General features: G+C 72.4%; 16 protein-coding genes and 1 pseudogene. 10 read left to right on the plus strand and 7 right to left on the minus strand.

Going from position 1 to position 19,007, the window contains the following annotated elements:
• Positions 1–186 precede the first annotated feature (186 nt).
• Positions 187–531 carry a hypothetical protein gene (locus ACH4NX_RS05920; protein ID WP_351391338.1) on the minus strand — a complete coding sequence of 115 codons (345 nt, stop codon included), beginning with the start codon at positions 529–531 and terminating at the stop codon, positions 187–189.
• A gap of 294 nt (positions 532–825) precedes the next feature.
• Between ACH4NX_RS05920 and ACH4NX_RS05925 the strand changes: the two genes are divergently transcribed.
• The 6 genes and pseudogenes from ACH4NX_RS05925 to ACH4NX_RS05950 form a co-directional block, all read left to right on the plus strand.
• A complete protein-coding gene (locus ACH4NX_RS05925; RefSeq protein ID WP_351391073.1) occupies positions 826–1,284 on the plus strand; it encodes a nuclear transport factor 2 family protein in 459 nt (152 codons plus the stop codon).
• A gap of 241 nt (positions 1,285–1,525) precedes the next feature.
• A complete protein-coding gene (locus tag ACH4NX_RS05930; protein ID WP_398126881.1) occupies positions 1,526–2,995 on the plus strand; it encodes a Y4yA family PLP-dependent enzyme in 1,470 nt (489 codons plus the stop codon).
• A complete protein-coding gene (locus ACH4NX_RS05935) occupies positions 2,992–4,329 on the plus strand; it encodes a pyridoxal-phosphate dependent enzyme (RefSeq protein WP_351391068.1) in 1,338 nt (445 codons plus the stop codon). Before ACH4NX_RS05930 ends, ACH4NX_RS05935 begins: the two co-directional genes overlap by 4 nt.
• Positions 4,330–4,400: 71 nt before the next feature.
• On the plus strand, positions 4,401–5,564 hold the full coding sequence (locus tag ACH4NX_RS05940; protein ID WP_398127161.1) for an aminotransferase class V-fold PLP-dependent enzyme: 1,164 nt from the start codon (positions 4,401–4,403) through the stop codon (positions 5,562–5,564).
• A gap of 92 nt (positions 5,565–5,656) precedes the next feature.
• Positions 5,657–6,427 carry a class I SAM-dependent methyltransferase gene (locus ACH4NX_RS05945; protein ID WP_398126880.1) on the plus strand — a complete coding sequence of 257 codons (771 nt, stop codon included), beginning with the start codon at positions 5,657–5,659 and terminating at the stop codon, positions 6,425–6,427.
• A 107-nt stretch (positions 6,428–6,534) separates the two neighbouring features.
• Positions 6,535–6,795 (plus strand): annotated as a pseudogene (locus tag ACH4NX_RS05950) (GNAT family N-acetyltransferase); the annotation flags it as partial.
• Positions 6,796–7,018: 223 nt separating this feature from the next.
• Here ACH4NX_RS05950 and ACH4NX_RS05955 read toward each other — a convergent pair.
• Complete coding sequence (locus ACH4NX_RS05955) at positions 7,019–7,237, minus strand: hypothetical protein (RefSeq protein ID WP_351391056.1); 219 nt, start codon at positions 7,235–7,237, stop codon at positions 7,019–7,021.
• A gap of 179 nt (positions 7,238–7,416) precedes the next feature.
• On the opposite strand from ACH4NX_RS05955, the gene ACH4NX_RS05960 reads away from it, so the two are divergent.
• From ACH4NX_RS05960 to ACH4NX_RS05975, 4 genes are all read left to right on the plus strand, one after another.
• Complete coding sequence (locus ACH4NX_RS05960; protein WP_351391054.1) at positions 7,417–8,439, plus strand: amidinotransferase; 1,023 nt, start codon at positions 7,417–7,419, stop codon at positions 8,437–8,439.
• Between the two features lie 161 nt (positions 8,440–8,600).
• On the plus strand, positions 8,601–9,089 hold the full coding sequence (locus ACH4NX_RS05965) for a DUF6083 domain-containing protein (RefSeq protein ID WP_398126879.1): 489 nt from the start codon (positions 8,601–8,603) through the stop codon (positions 9,087–9,089).
• Between the two features lie 333 nt (positions 9,090–9,422).
• Positions 9,423–10,889, plus strand: coding sequence for an aldehyde dehydrogenase family protein (locus ACH4NX_RS05970; protein ID WP_398126878.1), 1,467 nt, complete (start codon positions 9,423–9,425; stop codon positions 10,887–10,889).
• 29 nt (positions 10,890–10,918) lie between these two features.
• Positions 10,919–12,478 (plus strand): GMC oxidoreductase, encoded by a 1,560-nt coding sequence (locus tag ACH4NX_RS05975; protein ID WP_351391048.1) that lies wholly within the window; start codon positions 10,919–10,921, stop codon positions 12,476–12,478.
• A 142-nt stretch (positions 12,479–12,620) separates the two neighbouring features.
• Here ACH4NX_RS05975 and ACH4NX_RS05980 read toward each other — a convergent pair whose 3' ends face one another.
• The 5 genes from ACH4NX_RS05980 to ACH4NX_RS06000 all read right to left on the minus strand — a co-directional run bounded on the left by ACH4NX_RS05980 (position 12,621) and on the right by ACH4NX_RS06000 (position 19,000).
• Positions 12,621–13,817, minus strand: a complete 1,197-nt coding sequence (locus ACH4NX_RS05980) for a glycoside hydrolase family 64 protein (protein WP_398126877.1) — start codon at positions 13,815–13,817, stop codon at positions 12,621–12,623.
• A 167-nt stretch (positions 13,818–13,984) separates the two neighbouring features.
• Positions 13,985–15,130, minus strand: a complete 1,146-nt coding sequence (locus ACH4NX_RS05985; protein ID WP_351391335.1) for a DUF6596 domain-containing protein — start codon at positions 15,128–15,130, stop codon at positions 13,985–13,987.
• 8 nt (positions 15,131–15,138) lie between these two features.
• Positions 15,139–15,546, minus strand: coding sequence for a YciI family protein (locus ACH4NX_RS05990; RefSeq protein ID WP_351391045.1), 408 nt, complete (start codon positions 15,544–15,546; stop codon positions 15,139–15,141).
• Positions 15,547–16,378: 832 nt separating this feature from the next.
• Complete coding sequence (locus tag ACH4NX_RS05995) at positions 16,379–16,912, minus strand: NUDIX hydrolase (protein ID WP_398126876.1); 534 nt, start codon at positions 16,910–16,912, stop codon at positions 16,379–16,381.
• A gap of 42 nt (positions 16,913–16,954) precedes the next feature.
• Entirely contained in the window at positions 16,955–19,000 is a 2,046-nt protein-coding gene (locus ACH4NX_RS06000) for a CocE/NonD family hydrolase (protein ID WP_351391041.1), read from the minus strand.
• Between the last annotated feature and the right edge of the window lie 7 nt (positions 19,001–19,007).

The raw sequence follows: 19,007 nt of genomic DNA on the forward strand, positions 1-19,007 counted from the left end.
CTCCTGGGTAAACGGCGTCAGTGGCCGTTCGTCCGCCCGTCCCCGCGCCTGTGCCACGGCTCCTACCGCGACCGCTACCGGGTCGCCGCCCGCCCCTCCGATACCCCGGACTCCTCCCGCGCGAACCCGGCATTCCGCTGCGCCGACGACCCGTCGCCGGCCTGACCGCTCGTGGTGGCGGGGCCGCTACGTGCGCAGCAGCCGCTGCGTGATCTCCCGGTACTGCCGCAGCGCGACCCGGAGTTCCTCGGCCTGCGCCTCGGGGTCCCCTTCCTGCCAGCTCTCGTGAAGGGCCTGGCGCCGCTGCGCGAGGGCGTTCACGAGGTGCGATACGGCGTCGTCGAAGGCGCCCTCCGCTTCTTCCAGCGATTGACGCGGAGTGTCGGCGAAGGTGTTGATGGCCCGGCGAAGGCGTAGCAGGACCGCGTCGCGCTCGTCCGACGGCAGGAGAGCGTCCGGCGCCGTGGAGTGGTGCTCGGGGCGGCGCGGGGCCTGGTCCGACGGCTGCCGCGCGCGTGTCTGGTCGTACATCGTCATCAGCCGCTTTCCTGGGTTGCTTGGATCACCGGGTTCCCCGGGGCGGCATGGCTCTGCGCCGTACTGGTAGTCAACGCCCGATGGCGGTGTGTGTCAAAGCAGTGACTTCCGGTCGCCCTGTCCGGCCCGGCGGCTGCGCCGTACGAGTGAACGCCGATCGACGCAACCCGGGCTCGTCCCCGGGCGCCCTACCTCAGGGGTAATCGACCGTTCTCCCTTGCCTCGGCAGGATGAGGTGTGTCGACGGGGACCCCCGCCGCAACCGGCCGCAGTCGCGAGGAGAGCAGGATGTCCGTCAAGCCCACCGCCACCGAGGCGAGTCCCGTCGTCGGCGCCACCACGGTCGCCGAGGCAACCCGAGCCGTGGTGCGGGAGTTCCTCGCCGCCCGCGTCGCCGGGGACACCGGACGGCTCGTCGAACTCTTCGCCGACGAGGTCGACTGGCTGCTCGCCGAGAACCCCGCCGTCCCGTGGATCCGGCCCCGGTCCACCGCCGTCGAATGCGCCGCGCAGTTCACGGAGTTGATGCAACACACCGTTCCGGAGGATGCGCGTGCCTCGGTGGACGTCCTCCTCGTGGACGGTGCCGACGCCGTCCTGACGGGGCACCTGTCGGGAGTCGTGCGCGCCACGGGCAAGTCGTTCGAGGGGCCGTTCGCGCTCCGCCTCACCGTCGAGGACGGCCGGATCGTCCGGCACCACCTCTACGAGAACAGCCTGTCCATCGCCGAGGCCTGCACCCCGTGACGGAGCTCGGTGGCCAGGACAGCTTCCGCGGCGTGTACGAGCTGCTGAGGGGTGCGCGTCGCGCTCCGGGCGCCGAGCCGGCCGGTGACGGCGGAAGCGGCCGCCCGGGCCCTGGGCCGCGCCCCGAGGCTTAGCGGCGTGTGTACCTGGAAACGACTACTCCCGAACGGTCGTCGCAACGACGGTCGGCCGACACGGGGAGGGGTCTTTCGTGGATGTGCCCTTATATCTGAGGCCGCGGGTGGATCAACCGCTGGCCTCACTGCTGGGGGCCGCACCATTCCTGCACTCGCTCGTGGACGCGCTCGGGTCTCCGCTCAACGTGCTGCTCCCCGAGACCGTCGCCGCGAACGCCGAGCGCTTCCGGGCCGTCTACCGCCGCCACCATCTCGCCGGACGGGTGTACTTCGCGCACAAGGCGAACCGCTCCAGCGCCCTGGTGCGGCGGCTGGCGGCCGGGGAACCGGCCGCCGTCGGTGTCGACGTCGCCTCGCTGGAGGAACTGCGGCACGCTCTGAGCTGCGGCTTCACCGGGGACCGCGTCATGGCCACGGGTCCCAAGGACCGGGAGTTCCTGTGGCTGGCGGCCCGCGTGGGAGCGACGGTGAACCTGGACTCGCCGAGCGAGCTGGAACAACTGGCCCGCCTGGTACGCGAGTACGGACTCGGCCGGACCTCGGTGCTGCTGCGCCTGTCCGGATTCGAGTCGGCAGCCGGCCACGGGGGAGCGGGAACCCGGATGCTGTCGCGCCGCAGTCGCTTCGGCACCCCGGCGCGGGATGTCGAGGCGCTCCTGGCGGCCGTGGAACGGCACGCGGACGCCGTCGAACTGACCGGCCTCGCCTACCACCTGGACACCACCGGCCTGGCCGAGAAGGGGCGGGCCCTGGAGCAGTGCGTGCTGCTCATGGACGAATGCCGGGCACGGGGACTGGCGCCGCGTGCCGTCGACATCGGCGGCGGGTTCGGTGTCGGCTACGTCGCCGACGCCGAGGAGTGGGAACGCTGGACGACCGCGCTCAGCGAGGCGGTCCTCGGCGGCCGCCCGCCCCTGACCTGGCGCGGTCACGGCTACGGACTGCGCAACGAGGGCGGCACGGTGCGCGGGTCCGTCGCCCTGTACCCCGGCCACCGCCCCACCGCAGGCCCCGGCTACCTCGACGAACTCCTCTCCCTGCCCGCACCGGTCCTGGGCCGGGGGCCGGGCACCCTGCTCCTGGAGCACCTCCACGACCTCCACATCGAACCCGGCCGTTCCCTGGTCGACCAGTGCGGGCTGTCGCTGGCCCGGGTGCTGGACGTGCGGCGCACGGGCGAGGACTCCGCCCCGTACCTGGTGCGCCTCGGCATGAACGCCGGGGACGTGAGCCTGGAGGAGCACGGAGTCCTCGTGGACCCCGTACTGCTGCCCCGCGGCGAACCGGAGAAGGACGACGACGAGGGGCCGGTCGGAGTCCACCTCGTCGGCAATCTGTGCCTGGAGGCCGATCTCATCACCCGCCGTCTGGTCTTCCTCCCCAGGCTGCCGCGCGCCGGCGACCTGCTGGCCTTCGCCAACACCGCCGGGTACGCCATGGACTTCCACGCCCACCACGCGCAACGGCAGCCCCTCGCACGGACGGTGGCGGTGGAGAAGGACGGCGACTCCTGGCGCTGGTGCCTGGACGAGGACTACTGGCCGATCACACACCCGGGGGGAACGCCCGCATGAGGTACGACAGCATCACGGAGGCCATCGGCAACACACCGCTGGTGCGCATCGACCCCGCCGTGCACGGGCTGCGCAACATCGACCTCTACGCCAAACTGGAGATGCTCAACCCCTTCGGCTCCGTCAAGGACCGGCCCGCCTGGCACATGGCCCGCCCCCACCTTGAGAGCGCGGCCGAGGGGGAGGGGACCGTCGTGGAACTCTCCAGCGGCAACACGGCCAAGGCCCTCGCCCTGCTGGCCGGCATGCACGGACTGAGGTTCAAGAGCGTCACCAACCGCATGCGGGTGCCGGAGATCAAGGAGCTGCTCCTGCTGCTCGGCGCCGAGATCGAGGAGCTGCCGGGGCGCAGCGAGTGCCTCGACCCGACCGACACGGACGATCCGCTGACCCACTTCCACCAGGCGCTCACGGAACCGGGAAGCACCTACCTGCACACCGACCAGTACTTCAACCCGCGCAACGTGGAGGCGCACGCGGAGGGGACCGGTCCCGAGATAGTCAAGGACCTGGACGGGCGCGCACCGGACTGGTTCGTCGCCTGCGTGGGCACGGCCGGTTCGTCGACCGGCGTCGCCAGGGTGCTGCGCGAACACGACCCGGACGTGCGGGTGCTCGGCCTGGTCGCCCACAAGTCGGACTTCATCCCCGGCATCCGCACCATCGACGAGGTCCATCAGGTCGGCCTGTTCGACCCGGCCACGTACGACACCATCGAGTCCGTCACCTCGGGCGAGGCCGTCGACGGCATGCTCACCCTCATCCGCCGCTGCGGACTGCTGACGGGACCGACCGGGGGCGCCGCCTACCAGGGCGCGGTCCGGCACCTGCGGGACGCCGACGCGGCGTTGGAGGGGTCGGGCCGCCGGGAGACCGCGGTGTTCATCGTGTGCGACCGGGCGGAGAGCTACCTGAGCTACGTGCGAGCCCGCCGCCCCGAGCTGCTGGGCAGGGCGAGCCGCGGGCCCACCCTCGCGACCCTCACCGAGGACGAGGTGCGGGCGGGCGGCCGGTCCGCGACCGTGGCCGAGGCCCGCCGCTGGATCACCGAGGGCGGTCCCCGGCCGCTCGTCGTCGATCTGCGCAGCCCGCACGCCTACGCCGCCCTGCACATCGAGGGCTCGGTCAACATCGTCGACGAACTGTTCGAGGAACTCGTCCGCGGCGGGCTCCCCTTCAGCAAGCGGACACCGGTACTGCTCGCCTGTCCCGTCGGCGAGAGGTCCCTGCGCTACGCCGCCCTGCTGACCAGCCTGGGCCACCCCGACGTGCGCAGCCTGACCGGCGGCATCGTCGCCTGGCGGGACGCGGGCGCACCGCTGGTGCGCGAGTGAGCGCGGCCGGCCCGCTCCCCGGGGCGGAACACGAGGAGAACAGCGGCCGGGACGTCGTCTGGCAACGGGAACTGAGGGAGCAGTTCCCCATCGTCACCGCCCATCCGGGGTCGGTCTACCTGGACAGCGCGGCGACGTCCCAGAAACCGCGAGCCGTACTGGACGCCGTCCAGACCTACCTCACGACGTCGAACGCCAACGCGGGCCGCGGCACCTACCCCTGGGCCAACCGGACCACGGAGCTGGTGGAAGGGACCCGGGAGCGGGTCAAGGAGTTCCTTGGCGACCCGGAACCGGAGCACTCCACCGTCCACTTCACCAGCGGCACCACCGAGGGCCTGCGCACCGTCGCCCGCGACTGGCTGGTGCCGTACCTCACCGACGGCGACGAGATCCTGGTGCCGTTCGCGGACCACCGGGCCAATCTGGACCCCTGGCTCGAGACGCGGCGGCTGCTGGCGGCCCGCGGCGTCGAGGTACATGTGCGCGCCCTGCCCTACCAGGCGGTCTCGGGCGACTACGACCACCGAGCCCTCGGCGACCTCGTCGGTCCGCGGACCCGTTTCGTGGCCGCCACGCACGTCCACCACGTCTACGGCGGTGACATGAACGTGCACCGCATCCGCGCGGCGGTCGGCCCGGACGTGCCGATCTGCCTGGACGCGGCCCAGAGCGTCGGCCATCTGCCCGTCGACCTGGCCGATCCGGCGCTCGACGTCGACTTCGTGGTCTTCTCGGGGCACAAGGCGATGGCCCTGCCGGGTACCGGAGCGGTCTGGGCGCGCAACGCGCGGGGGCCCGCCTTCCGGCCGGCCGGCTGGCAGGGCACGCCCAACACGGTGGGCATCGTGTCGCTGCGGGCGGCGCTCGACTGGCTCGAGGCGGCCGGTCCCGACCGGATCGCCCGTTGGACCGCCGGCCTCACGACGCGGCTGACCGACCGGCTGAGGCACCTCGACGCGTACGAGATCCTGGGCTGTCCCACCAGTCTGGCCGCCGGCTCCACGGTCCCCGCGGCTCAGCGCCGCCACGGCATCGTCACCTTCCGGCACCACGACATCCCGTCCGACGACCTCGGGTTCATCCTCTACAGCCACGGCTTCATGGTGCGGGCCGACAGTCTCTGCCAGGCCGGCGCGGCCGAGAAGGACGGGTCGGTGCGCGTGAGCCCGCACGTCTACAACACGGGGGAGGAAATCGACCGCCTGTTCACCGTGCTGGCGTCATTGGCGTGAAGCGCGAGCCATATGGCAAGTGATAACCGTTTCCACCTGTAGATTCGGTCCCGTCCGCGACGGGTGAGAAACGGAAGAGGTGGCGCGACCAGATGGGCATCAGCATGGCGATGGCCAGGACGTGGGTGGAGCGCTGGGAGCGACAGCAGCAGCGCTACGCCGTGGACCGCGAGGAGCGGTTCACGGTGATCACGGATGTCGTCGAGTACGTGACGGCCGGCCGTACCCGGCCGCTCCTGCTCGACCTCGGCTGCGGCCCCGGCTCCCTGGCCGCCAGACTCGCCAGGCGCCTGCCGGACGCGGAGATCGTCGCCGCCGACATGGATCCCCTGCTGCTGGAACTGGGACGGACCCACCACGCGAACGCCGCCCGCTACGTCGACACCGTGATCGGCGCCGACGGCTGGACCGGCGACCTCGGGCTGGAACGCCCCCTGGACGCCGCCGTCTCGACGACGGCCCTGCACTACCTCCCCGAACCGGTACTGCTGGACACCTACCGTCGTCTGGCCGCGCTGCTGCGTCCCGGCGGCGTACTCGTCAACGGGGACCACTTCCCGCCCGACGAGGCACCCTGCTCGGACATCACCGCGTACGTGGGCCGGTGCCGCGCGGAGCGGACGGGCGGCCACACCCACGAGGACTGGCGGGAATGGTGGGCCGCGGCGGCCCGGGAGCCCGAACTGGCCGACCTGTTCGCCGAGCGCGCCCAGCGCCGTGCGGCCCATACGGGGACCGGGGCCGACGAGGACCTCGCGGCGGACCGCCACGCCGAGTTGCTGCGCCGGGCGGGCTTCCGGCATGTCGCGCCGGTCTGGCAGTTCGGTGACAGCGCCGTTCTGGTGGCGGTCAGGGGCGACTGACCCCCTCGGGGTCACAGGCCTGGCTCATCAGCATCCCGTCACGGCCGGCGCCGGCCTGCCAAGACCCGCCGGCCGTCGAAGGTCGTCGGACGGGCGGAATGATCAGTATGTCGACAACGAGCATCCCGAAGACGGCGACGGTCGACAAGGCGGCGCTGGCCGGCCGAACCCTGGCCCGCGCCTTCGGCGACGACCCGATGATGCGCTGGTTCCTCCCCGACGACCCCTCGCGCGAGGCGGCGTTGGGCCGTTACCTCACCACCCCCTCCACCCGGCGGTACGCCCGGCACGGCGTATGCGAGCGCACCGACGCGGCGGCGGCCTTCTGGGTGCCGCCTCAGGCGCAGGCCGTTCCCGACGCGGAGACCGAGGAGTTCCGGCTGCCGGGAGGAGGGCCGGTGTTGTGGGCCGTGCGGCGTGAGCCCCACTCCCCGGCAGGCGTCCGAGGAAGGTGACGCACCGCCGTCAGTGAGGTGTTCGCCTTGCGGTGGCGCGACGTACACGTGGTGATCCGGCGGGCCGGAGATCCTCGGCCCCCGGCCCGCCATGGTCCGAGGGTGCCGCCCTCACGCTGATCGCCGTCCTGTGCGTCTACGTGCCGTCCAGCCGCAGCGACATCGCGCGCGACACCCCCCCCGTGAGCCGGACTGCCACGCCGTCGCCACCGTGGTCATCGCCGGCCGGCGCCCTGGCCACGGCACCGCCCACACCCGCCGCCGCAAGGCGCGCCGGGCTCTCGACTGCGAAGCCGGAGAACGCCCGGCCCCCGGCCGCGGCGCCGTCGGACACCAGCGGATCGCCGGTCGGCACGGATGTCCTCCTGAGGGGTGAGGGCTCGATGGCACGGGTCATCCGGACTGACCAGCGTCCTTTGCGTCCATTCGATGAGGTAGTGGCCGGTTTCACGTGAAACGCTGGATATGTCAGCAGGTCAGAGGCCTTGCGAGGCCCGGGCCGCTCACTGGGACAGGTGAAGGAGTCACGCGATCATGGCTACCGTGCGACCGTCCGACCGCGTCAACGTCACCCACGAATGGGGAGTCCTGAAGGAGGCCGTGGTGGGCCGCGTCATCGACTTCCGTGTCCCGGAGGGACTCGGGGCGGGACTGCCGGACTCACTGCATTTCCTCCCCGGCCCGACCCGGCGGGACCTGCCGCGCTGGGCGGGAAGACTCTGGTCCGAAGCGGACCCGGAGGGATACACGAGAAGCGTCGAGCAGATCGACGGACTGGTCCGCTTCCTGACCGGCCGCGGAGTGAGCGTGCACCGGCCGCGGAAGCTGACCCAGCACGAACTGGGCGTGTACGAGAACGACGGCGACCGGTTCAGCATGCAGACCTTCGTCCGCGACCCGATGATCGTGGTCGGCGACCACGTCATCGAGGCCGCCCTGCGGCTGCCCGCCCGTTTCAAGGAGCGTTTCGGGCTGCGTCCCGTCTTCGCGGAGACCGTGTCCCGCGGCGCCCGCTACTCGGTGATGCCGCCGCCGTCGCCGGTAGCGGTGCCCGAGGTCGCGTCGGCGACGGGTCCCTTCCTCGAAGGCGGTGACGTCATGGTCCTCGGCCGGGACATCCTCGTCGGCCACGGCCGGGGCGGAGCGGCGTCCGACGCGGAGGGCGCGCGGTGGCTGGCGCGGCTGCTCGGGGACGGCTACCGCGTCCACGAGGTGCCGGTCAGTGACCAGGTGATCCATCTGGACGACGGTCTCACCGCCGTCCGTGAGGGTCTGGCGGTCGTCTGCCGTGAGCAGTTCGTCGACGGCTTGCCGGCGCCGGTCGCCGACTGGGACCTGATCGACGTCAGCCTGCGGGCCGCCGTGGACCTCCTCGCGGGGAACAGCCTCGTCATGAGTCCGGGGGAGGTGCTCGTCGACGAACGTCTGACGGGACTCGCCGACGCGCTGACCGCCCGGAACGTCACCGTCCACACGCTTCCCTTCGACGCGGTGTCCGCGTTCGCCGGCGGCTTCCGCTGTGCGCACCATCCTCTGGTCCGCGAACTGGACGAGTGACCGGCCGGCTCCCGGTCGTGCCGGAGGCCCGCACCCGGTCGTGCCGGAAAGGCCGCGCCCGGGTGCCGACCGGCCCGCGCCCGTACGACCCGCCCCGATGCTGCCGTTGCGCCCGCCTTGCGCCCTGTCCCGCTGCCGTCCCTCGCCGCACGCTCGCTTCCATGGGGGACACACACGAAGCGAGCCTCTACCCGGTACCCGGCCCCGACAGCCACCGGCAGCCGCCCGCCGACACCCCGCGGCCGTGGGAGAGCGTCGACCTGGGGCAGGCCGCCCGGGACGGCGCCACCGGGCCCGAACCACCGGCCCGGCCGATCTGTCCGAACTGCGGCCTGGCCGGCGAACGCCGCGCCACCTACACCGGTCAGCACGTCCTGCTCGAATTCTGCCCGCCCATCCCCGCTCACCTCGTCCCGGGCGGGCACCGCCGGCACATCGACTCCGGCGGGCGGGCCTGGAACGGCGGCCTGAGCGAACCGCCGCCCGGCACCATGTGCCGCATCCCTCATCAACTCGCCTGCCCGGGCCTCAGCCTGGACGAGACCAAACCGTGGCGGTGGCTGGACGCGGTGCGTGAGGAGAACGCGCGCCGGGCGCGGCGGCAGGCGGACGAGGACGGCTGTCCGGGCGCGCTGCCCGACGTGGGCTGACCGGAGGAGACAGCCACCGGCGGATCGTCGCTCCCGGCCCCGACGCCGCCTTGGAGCGTACGGCCTGCGGTGTCCGCGCCGGCCCCTCCGGCCCCGTGCACCCCGTCGGCCCCGGCGAGCGGCCGACGGGCGCCGCCCACCCCCGGCCGGACACGGGCCCGGGCCGACCGCGTGGGCGAGAAGGCTAGCCCAACCAGGTCACATCCCCGCCCAACCCTCCCTCGGCCGGTGCGTCCGCATGACCGGTGCGGGTCCCTCGGACGATGTTGGTGCCAGGTGTGCCGTGCCGGTGGCTACGTCGGCAGCGGACGGGTACGAGCGAGGGAGCCTGCGATGCCGGAACTGTTCATCGACGGCGAGTGGACGGGCGCCGTGAACGGCGCCCGCCGGGACGTGGTCAACCCCTTCGACGCGTCCGTCATCCAGCAGGTGGACGACGCCGACGAGGCCGACGTCGACCGGGCCGTACGAGCCGCCCGGCAGGCCTTCGACCGGGGCGACTGGCCGTCCGCGCCCACCAGGGAGCGGGCCGACGTGCTGCTCAGGGTGTCGCGGTTCCTCCTGCGCGACCAGGAGGAGATCGCCCGTGTCGAAACCCTCGACACCGGCAAGACGCTCGCCGAGGCACGCATCGACATCGAGGACGTCTCGAACGCGTTCCGCTACTTCGCCGAGATCGCTGACAAGGACGGCGGCCGGGTCGTGGACGTCGGCCCCGATGTGCTCAGCCGGGTCACCTACCACCCCATCGGCGTCTGCGCCCTCATCGCACCGTGGAACTATCCGCTGCTGCAAGCCTCCTGGAAGGTCGCCCCCGCCCTGGCGGCGGGCAACACCTTCGTGCTCAAGCCCAGCGAGACGACCCCCCTGTCCACGATCCACATGCTGCGGCTGATCGCCGAGGCGGGAGCGCCGCCCGGGGTCGCGAACCTGGTGCTCGGCCCGGGAGGCACCGTGGGCGCGGCGATGTCCTCCCACGCCGAGGTGGACCTGGTCTCCTTCACCGGCGGCCTGGCCACCGGGCGCCGGATCATGGAGGCGTGCGCGCCGGGCGTGAAGAACCTCGCCCTGGAGCTCGGCGGCAAGAACCCCAACGTGGTCTTCGCCGACTGCGACTTCGACGCCGCCGTCGACCACGCCCTGGAAGCCTCGTTCCTGCACTCGGGCCAGGTCTGCTCGGCGGGCTCGCGGCTGCTCGTGGAGGACAGCCTGCACGACCGTTTCGTCGAGCGGCTGGCCACCCGCGCGCAGACCATCCGGCTCGGCAGCGGTCTCGAGCCGACGACCGAGAGCGGGCCGCTCAGCTCGGCGCAGCACCGGGAGAAGGTCGAAGGCTATCTGGAGGTCGCCCGTGAAGAGGGTGCCCGGCTGGTGTGCGGTGGCCGCCGCCCGGACGACCCCGAGCTGTCCCGCGGCTTCTTCCTGCTGCCCACCGTCTACGCCGACTGCGACCGCTCGATGCGCATCGTGCGGGAGGAGGTCTTCGGCCCGGTCGTCACAGTGGAACGCTTCCGTACCGAGGAGGAGGCCGTGGAACTGGCCAACGACACCCGGTACGGCCTGGCCGGCGGCGTCTGGACGAACGACGCGAGCCGCGCCCAGCGGGTCGCCGGCCGACTGCGGCACGGCACGGTCTGGATCAACGACTTCCACCCCTACGTACCGCAGGCCGAGTGGGGCGGCTTCGGCCGTTCCGGTTTCGGCCGCGAACTCGGCCCCACCGGCCTGCGCGAATACCAGGAGGCCAAGCACATCTACCAGAACCTGCGGCCGGCCGTCTCCGGCTGGTTCAAGGGCTGAGCGGGCAGGGCGAGAGAGAAGGCGACGCCATGGACGACGAGACGACGACCTACGACTACGTGATCATCGGCGGCGGTACGGCCGGCTGCGTACTGGCCGCACGGCTGAGCGAGGACCCGGCCAGCCGTGTCTGCGTGGTGGAGGGCGGCCCCAGCGATGTCGGCGACGAACGCATCCTGCGGCTCCGCAACTGGATCAACCTGCTCGGTTCCGAGTTCGACTACGGCTACACCACCGAGGAGCAGCCGCGCGGCAACTCGCACATCCTGCACTCCCGCGCCCGCGTGCTCGGCGGCTGCTCCTCGCACAACACGCTGATCAGCTTCCTGCCGTTCCCGCAGGACCTCGACGAGTGGGTGGAGCGCGGCTGCACCGGGTGGGAGCCCCGGACGATCCTGCCGTACCGGACACGACTGCAGAACACGATCGTGCCCGTCGGTGCCGACGACCGCAACGCGATCGCCGAGGACTTCGTCACGGCGGCCACCACCCGGCTCGGCGTACCGCGCGTCGAGGACTTCAACGCCCGGCCCTTCAGCGACGGCGCCGGCTTCTTCTCCCTCGCCTACGACCCGGCGACCAACACCCGCTCCTCCGCCTCCGTCGCCTACCTGCACCCCGTCCTGGACCGGCCGAACCTGACGCTGCGCCTGGAGACCTGGGCGTACCGGCTGCTGCCGGACAGCGAGGGCCGTTTCACCCGCGTCCAGGTGCGCAATCCCGACGGCTCCCTCTCGACGCTGGAGGCGGACGCCGAGGTACTCCTGTGCGCCGGGGCGATCGACACGCCCCGGCTGCTCATGCTCTCCGGCATCGGCCCGGCCGGCCAACTGCGCGACCTGGGCATCGAGGTCCGCGCGGACCTGCCCGGGGTGGGGGAGAACCTGCTGGACCACCCCGAGTCGGTGATGGTGTGGGAGACCCGTGAACCGCTGCCGCCCAACTCGGCCATGGACTCCGACGCCGGCCTCTTCCTGCGCCGCGACCCGGCGGGCGGCCCGCGCCCGGACCTGATGTTCCACTTCTACCAGGTGCCGTTCACCGCCAACACCGAACGGCTGGGCTACCCCGTCCCCGAGCACGGCGTCTGCATGACCCCGAACGTGCCGCGCGCCCGCTCCGTCGGCCGCATGTGGCTGCGCAGCGCGGATCCGGACGTCAAACCGGCCCTGGACTTCCGCTACTTCACCGACCCGGACGGGCACGACGAGCGCACGATCGTCGACGGCCTGCGGATCGCCCGCGAAGTGGCCTCCACCGCCCCGCTCAGCGACTGGCTGCTGCGCGAGGTGGCACCGGGTCCGGACGTACGCTCGGACGCCGACCTGTCCGAGTACGGGCGCCGCGCCGCCCACACCGTCTACCATCCGGCGGGGACCTGCCGGATGGGCGCCGACGACGACCCCCTGGCGGTCGTCGACCCCCAGTTGCGGCTGCGTGGACACGACGGGCTGCGGATCGTGGACGCGTCCGTCTTTCCCACCATGCCGACCATCAACCCGATGGTCACCGTGCTGCTCGCCGCCGAACGCGCGGCGGACCTCATCACCGCCCGGCCCGCCCCCCGGCCGACGGCCCTGGAGGAGTAGCGCCGACGGCCGTCCCGCAACGCCGGCCGGCACCGCGGACGCGGACCGCGGCCTCGCACAGCCGCCCCCGGCGACGCCCCACCGTGAGGCCGCCCCCGGCTTCCCGCATGAACGGAGGCCGGGGGCGGTTTCGTGTGCCGGGTCAGTCGAGCGGGTCGAGCGTGAGCCACGCCTGGGCCGGATCGCCGTCGTGCACCAGCGACTCGTGGTGGCCGACGTCGTCGAAGGCGAAGGCGTACGCCTTGCCGTCGGCCATCCGGTCGTGGATGACCCGGGCGTAGTGGTTCGTCACGGACTCCTTGTAGAAGTCCGCCGCCGAGGCGTCCGGCTGGTCGGGGTTGCTCAGCAGCGTCGAGCGGTTGAAGCCGGCGCACAGGGTGCGCGAGATCGGTCCGCGTACCTGGTCGTTGGGGGCGTCCAGGAGCTTGTGACAGCCGAAGACGCTGGAGGCGTCGGGCTTCTGGAAGCTCGTGACGACCGCACCGGCGCCGTCGGTGAAGTGCATGACGCCGCCCGAGACGCGCCCGGAGTACATGGTGTTCGGCCGGTCCGCGAACGGGGTGACGGTGAGGGTGGTCGTCGTGTACTTCTGCCAGACGCGGTCGATGTAGTCGTCCATGACCGACGCGGGCAGCGCCCCGGTCTCCAGCCCGTACAGCGGGGACAGCGCCCGCAGTACGGTGCCGTCGGACCTGGCCTGGATCAGCCCGCCCCAGCCGGGCTGTGCCCGCAGCGCGCCGAACACCGCGCTGTAGCCGCCCGGCTCGAGCCGGCCGGCGGTGCTCACGCCGCCGTCGGACCCCTGCACGCCGACCGTGTAGGGCGCGGAGAACATGTCGACCTGCGTGCTGTTCAGCCACAGCCCCGAGTCGTTGAGCGTGTACTCGGACCAGTTGAACAGGATGTCGCGATTGGGATCGCTCGGGTTCTGGACGGCCGGTTGCACCAGACCTCCGGTGGCCAGCCGGAAGTCGAGCTTCTGGCCGTACGAGAAGTAGACGCGTCCCGAGAGCTTGGGTATCCGGATCGTCTTGGTCTGGCCGGCGGCCGGTCCGGGGATGGACGCGTCCGGGGCGGGGGTGGGGGGACTGCCGCCGGCGGGCCAGGCGTGGAAGGTGCCGTTCGCGTCGGCCCAGCCCTGCTGCCCCGTCGTCAGCGAGGTGCCCAGGTTGTAGATGTGGACCGGCTCGCCGCGACCGGAGTTGTTGGTGACCTTCAGGGGGATGGTGGCGGGCACCGCGGCGTCCGCGGGTGGCGCGGCGCCGAACGTGAGCAGGGCGCCGGCCAGACCCGCGGCCGTGGCCGCGGCGAGCAGACGGTGTTTGAGGCTTGCGAGCACTCTCCACCTCCGTGCGGGTGTGGGGGGAATTGGTCCGTACCGATTCTGAGAGCGCTCTCAGAATCGCGCTGGGGCGCGTTCATGTCAATGCGGGAGGGGTGCGGGACCGGGGTGGGTGACCGCGACGGTCGCGCCGAATGCCGCGGGAGCACTCCGAGCGCGACCCGTCAGTGACGCCGCCCGGAGTTGAGCCGCGCCGCCTGACGCGTCAGATGGTCGCGCTCGGCGAGGTTGGGTGCCTTCCGGGCGGCCTCGGCGTACAGCCGCGCCGCGGTCACCAGGTCACCGTCGCGCTCGTGGAGGTACGCCGCCACCGCGGTGTGCCGGGGCAGCGAGCCGTCCAGCGCGGCGAGCGCGGCGAGTCCGGCCCGTGGCCCGTCGGCCTCACCGACGGCCACCGCACGGTTGAGCCGGACGACCGGGCTGTCGGTCAGCCGCGCGAGCTCGTCGTACCACTCGACGATCTGCACCCAGTCGGTCTCCTCGGCGGTGGACGCGTCGGCGTGGAGTGCCGCGACGGCGGCCTGGGCCTGGAACTCGCCCAGCCGGTCGCGGGCGAGGGCCGCCTGCAGAATCGCCACGCCCTCGGCGATCGACTCGGTGTCCCACCGCTCGCGGTCCTGCTCGGCCAGCGGCACCAGGCTGCCGTCGGGCGCCGTCCGGGCGGCGCGCCGGGCATGGTGCAGCAGCATGAGCGCGAGCAGCCCCGCCACCTCGGGGTGGTCGATCGCGGTCGCGAGCTGCCGGGTGAGCCGGACGGCCTCGGCGGCGAGGTCGACGTCCCCGGAGTAGCCCTCGTTGAAGACCAGGTAGAGGACGCGCAGCACGGTGGCGACGTCGCCGGGCCGGTCGAAGCGCACCCCGGAGACGGTGCGCTTGGCCCGGCTGATCCGCTGCGCCATGGTGGCCTCCGGCACCAGGTAGGCCCGGGCGATCTGGCGCGTGGTCAGCCCGCCGACGGCGCGCAGCGTGAGGGCGACCGCGGACGACGGCGTCAGCGACGGGTGCGCGCACAGGAAGTACAGCTGGAGGGTGTCGTCCACCGCCGCAGCGGGCCCGGGCGCCGGCTCCTCGTCGACGAGGCCCTCACGGCGACGGCGGGCCAGGTCCGCCCGGGTCGCGTCGAGGAACCGCCGCCAGGCCACGGTGACCAGCCAGCCCTTGGGGTCCCGGGGCGGGTCGGCAGGCCAGACCCGGACCGCTTCTGTCAGCGCCTCCTGCACGGCGTCCTCGGCCGCCGCGAAGTCGGCTCCGCGGCGGACGAGGATGCCGAGCACGCTCGGCGTGAGGCTCCGGAGCAGGGCCTCGTCCATCGACGAGGTCACTCCGTGACGGTGGGCGGCGCGGCGAGGAACGGGCGCAGCTCCAGCCACTCGTGGATCGGCTTCCCGCCCGCACCGGGGGCGGCCGACAGTTCGCCGGCCAGCTCCAGGGCGCGTTCGTAGCTGTCCACGTCGATCACCATCCAGCCGGCGATCAGGTCCTTGGTCTCGGCGAACGGACCGTCGGTGACCGGCGGGCGCCCCGCACCGTCGTACCGGACGAACGTGCCCTCGGGGGCGAGCGCCTGGCCGTCGACGAACTCGCCGGTCTTCTCGAGCCGGGCCGCGAAGTCGTTCATGTACTGCACGTGGGCCGAGATCTCCTGAGGCGTCCACTGGTCCATGGGGACGTCGTTGACCGGAGCCGGGGCGCCGCGGTAGTGCTTCAGCAGCAGGTACTTCGCCATGGTGTCTCTCCTCGGTGCTGGTACGACCCATTGTGGTCGCGTTCACCCCGGGGACGGAGCCGGGCACGGGTTCTCGACATCGCCGCCGAATCTTTTTCCGGCCCGGTTCGCCGCCGGCACCGTCGGACCGCCGCGCGGCACCCTGCGGCGGACGGCGCGCGTCGTGGACCTCCGAGGCGTTCGCGAGCGGGACCCCGGCTGACACGGCCGGTCGGCGACCCGGCTCGTACTGCCGTTCACGACGGCCACGGGCACGGCCACGGCCTGACGCCGGGCCGGTGCGCGGAGTACTTTCCTCGGGGGCGGGCTGCCGTGATCGAATGCCGCGTGGCAGCCGGGAGGCGTCCGGCGCCTGCGCAGGAGGAGCGGCATGGCTGAGGACCCGGCGGGTGCGGGCGGCGGATGTCCGGCCTGGGACCTCATGTTCGGCAGGACCCCGCTGCCGGGCGGGAGCGTGCTGCGGACCGGGTCATGGGTGGTCGAGCACTGCGTGGGGCCGCTCGGCCTGGGCACCGTCGTCGTCAAACCGGCCCGGCACGTGGTGCACGTCGCCGGGTTGACGGCGCGGGAGGCCGGCGAGCTGGGACCCCTGCTGCAAAGGGTGAGCGCCGCCGTCACCGAGGTGATGGACCCGGAGCAGGTGTACGTGTGCCTGTGGTCGCACGCCGGCGGGGTTCCCGGCCACATCCACTTCGTCGTACAGCCCGCGGGAGCACAGGACATGACCCGGTTCGCCGCCTGCGGCCCCGCGCTGCAGGTGGCCATGGGGGAGGCGGGGTGCTTCCCCGAGGCGGCGGACGTGCGGCGGACGTGCGGCGGGTGTGCGACCGGCTCAGGGAAGTACTCCGTTGAACTCACCCGCCCCACTCCCGCGGACCCGGTCGGCGAGCACCTCGTAGTGACGTACCCCGGCGGCTCCTCGTGGTGCGGCTTGGGGCCACAGGCAGTCCAGGACCCAGGCGGACGGAGGAAAGAGCGAGGACGGGACGGCGCTGCGGTCGAACCACTCCCAGCGCGCGATCTTGTCCGGCTCGGTGACCCGGGGCGTACCCGCGGCCCGCCGGGTGACGGCAGCGGCCGTCACCCTGGGCAGCCCGCCCAGGCCGTCGACGAGGACCGCCATCACCCGGATGTCGGACGCGGACACGACGAGCCCGGTCTCCTCCGCCAGTTCGCGCCCGGCGGCCGTCTCGAAGTCCTCACCGGTGTCGACCTTGCCGCCCGGCAGTTCCCAGCGTCCGTCGTGGCCGAGGCCGAGCAGGACCCGTCCGGCGGGGTCGAGGACGGCGAGGCCCACACCGGTGAGGCTGTGGGCGGCGGGGCGGACGCGTTCCGGGCGCTCGGCGCCCTCCGTAGGAGAGTTCATCCGCCCATTCCACATCGTCGAGGCCTCAGAAAGCGACGCCCGCTAGAGCAGATCGCGGGGCACCGACTCGTTCCAGGTGCGGGAGAACACCCGCCGGTCGTCTTCGTAGCCGTCCAGCGTGGCGTCGACGAAGAAGCTGTTCTCGTCGCAGGTGAGACGTGTGTGCGTCACCACGCGGACGTCCCAGTCGTCGCGCCGGAACTCCATGGTCCAGGTGGACTCACCGCTGACGGACGTGAAGTCGTCGGCGACGGAGGCGTAGCGTTCGTGGGCGCGGCGGCCGACGTCCAGGCCGATCTCCTCGAAGCGGACGGTGCCACGGTCCTTCACGGTCTCCAGCTCGGCGTTGTAGCCGACCAGATCGCGCTTCACGTCCCAGCGTTCCTCCGGGGGCGTCAGCGTGGTGGTGACGAGGGGCGGGGTGCCCTCCGGCTCGCCGAACGGCGTGGCCCGGTCGTCGTCGGCCTTCTCCGGGGGGCGGACCGGGAGGGTCAGTGTGCTGGAACCGCCGTGGACGCCGAGCGTGGCCGGCTTCGGCGGTGGCCAGGCGAGCGGCCAGTAGGACGTGGACAGGGAGAGACGGACGCGGTGCCCGGGCGGGAAACTCTGCGCCACTCCGTTGAGGTGGACGGTGGCGCGGTAGCGACGTCCGGGCTCCAGCGGTTCGGGCCGCTCCGCGCTGTCCAGCCTGGTGAGGTTCAGCAAGCCGTAGGTGACCCGGGTGGCGGCTCCGTCGGGGTGGACGTCCGACAGGCGTGCGGCCACCATGGCGACCGGCTGATCGACGGACAGGTCGAGGTCGACGGTGGGCGATCCGAGGATCTCCAGCCGCTCGGTGAGCGGTTCGGTCTCGAAGACGAGTGAGCCGCCGTCCTCCTCACGCTGGTCGTAGGGCAGGTCCGGTGGCGCGTTGTACGAGGCCCACTTGCCCGCGAACTGACCGACGGACAAGGGTGACCGCACGGTGAGCGCCTCGCCGTCCCCGTCCCCCGCCGTCTCCTCGCGCGGCTCGCCGGGAGGCGCGATCCGGTGCCGGGTGAGCGTGTGCGTGGTCGGACGGACGTGCGGTGACGGCCAGCACGGCTCCGCCACCCAGCGCCCCGGCCGTTCCTCGTACGACGTGGACGGCGGGACGCTGTCCTGCATCCACGTCCGCAGCATCGGCTCGTCCATGACGCCGTTGTCCACGCCCTTGAGCCAGTGGTCCCACCAACGCACCACCTCCTGGAGATAGCCGATGGCGGGGCCCGGCTCGCCGAGGTGCGGGAACTTGTGCGACCAGGGGCCGATGAGCCCCTTGCGCGGCACGTCCAGGTGGGCGAGCAGCCGTGTGACGGCGTTGGAGTAGCCGTCCGCCCAGCCGCTGGACGCCAGCACCGGGCACTGCACGTCCTGGTAGTTCTCGGCGACCGAGGCGTGCCGCCAGTAGTCGTCCAGACGCTGGTGGCGCAGCCATGGAAGGACCCAGGGCCGGGAGTGCTCCAGGCGTTCGTGCCACATGTCGCGCCAGCTGTCGCCGACCACGGCGGGATCGGGCGGACAGGTGGCGTAGGCGAACATGGTGCCCGCCTCGGCCAGGTTGTCCGACAGCATGGCTCCGCCCATGTAGTGCATGTCGTCCGCGTGCCGGTCGTCGGTGAAGGAGGCGATGACCACGGCCTTCAGGCTCGGCGGCCGCCTGGCCGCCACCTGGAGGGCCGCGAACGCCCCCCAGGACAGGCCCATCATCCCCGTGCCGCCGTCGCACCAGGGCTGCTCGGCGAGCCAGGCCAGCACCTCCTCGGCGTCCCTCTGTTCCACCTCCAGGTACTCGTCCCGCAGCACTCCCTCCGACTCGCCGGTGCCACGCAGGTCGACGCGGACGCAGGCGTAGCCGTGCCCGGCGATGTAGGGGTGGTGGACGGAGTCGCGTACGGCGGTGAGGTCCCGCTTGCGGTACGGGATGTACTCCAGCACCGCGGGCACGGGCTCGTGGTCCGACGACGTGGGGCGCCAGACGCGCGCCGACAGGCGGACGCCGTCGGACATGGGGATGACGACGTGTTCCTCTTCCTTCGTGGTGAAGGGCAGGTGGGTCACATGACGCATGACCGGC

It is taken from the genome of Streptomyces sp. NPDC017225 (assembly GCF_044331465.1).
Taxonomy (GTDB): Bacteria; Actinomycetota; Actinomycetes; order Streptomycetales; family Streptomycetaceae; genus Streptomyces.

What these genes read in the sequence shown, in the direction of transcription:
- ACH4NX_RS05920 (WP_351391338.1), bottom strand. Translation starts at nt 531, where the DNA reads ATGTACGACCAGACACGCGCGCGGCAGCCGTCGGACCAGGCCCCGCGC.
- ACH4NX_RS05925 (WP_351391073.1), top strand. Translation starts at nt 826, where the DNA reads ATGTCCGTCAAGCCCACCGCCACCGAGGCGAGTCCCGTCGTCGGCGCC.
- ACH4NX_RS05935 (WP_351391068.1), top strand. Translation starts at nt 2,992, where the DNA reads ATGAGGTACGACAGCATCACGGAGGCCATCGGCAACACACCGCTGGTG.
- ACH4NX_RS05945 (WP_398126880.1), top strand. Translation starts at nt 5,657, where the DNA reads ATGGGCATCAGCATGGCGATGGCCAGGACGTGGGTGGAGCGCTGGGAG.
- ACH4NX_RS05960 (WP_351391054.1), top strand. Translation starts at nt 7,417, where the DNA reads ATGGCTACCGTGCGACCGTCCGACCGCGTCAACGTCACCCACGAATGG.
- ACH4NX_RS05965 (WP_398126879.1), top strand. Translation starts at nt 8,601, where the DNA reads ATGGGGGACACACACGAAGCGAGCCTCTACCCGGTACCCGGCCCCGAC.
- ACH4NX_RS05970 (WP_398126878.1), top strand. Translation starts at nt 9,423, where the DNA reads ATGCCGGAACTGTTCATCGACGGCGAGTGGACGGGCGCCGTGAACGGC.
- ACH4NX_RS05975 (WP_351391048.1), top strand. Translation starts at nt 10,919, where the DNA reads ATGGACGACGAGACGACGACCTACGACTACGTGATCATCGGCGGCGGT.
- ACH4NX_RS05985 (WP_351391335.1), bottom strand. Translation starts at nt 15,130, where the DNA reads ATGGACGAGGCCCTGCTCCGGAGCCTCACGCCGAGCGTGCTCGGCATC.
- ACH4NX_RS05990 (WP_351391045.1), bottom strand. Translation starts at nt 15,546, where the DNA reads ATGGCGAAGTACCTGCTGCTGAAGCACTACCGCGGCGCCCCGGCTCCG.
- ACH4NX_RS05995 (WP_398126876.1), bottom strand. Translation starts at nt 16,912, where the DNA reads ATGAACTCTCCTACGGAGGGCGCCGAGCGCCCGGAACGCGTCCGCCCC.
- ACH4NX_RS06000 (WP_351391041.1), bottom strand. Translation starts at nt 19,000, where the DNA reads ATGCGTCATGTGACCCACCTGCCCTTCACCACGAAGGAAGAGGAACAC.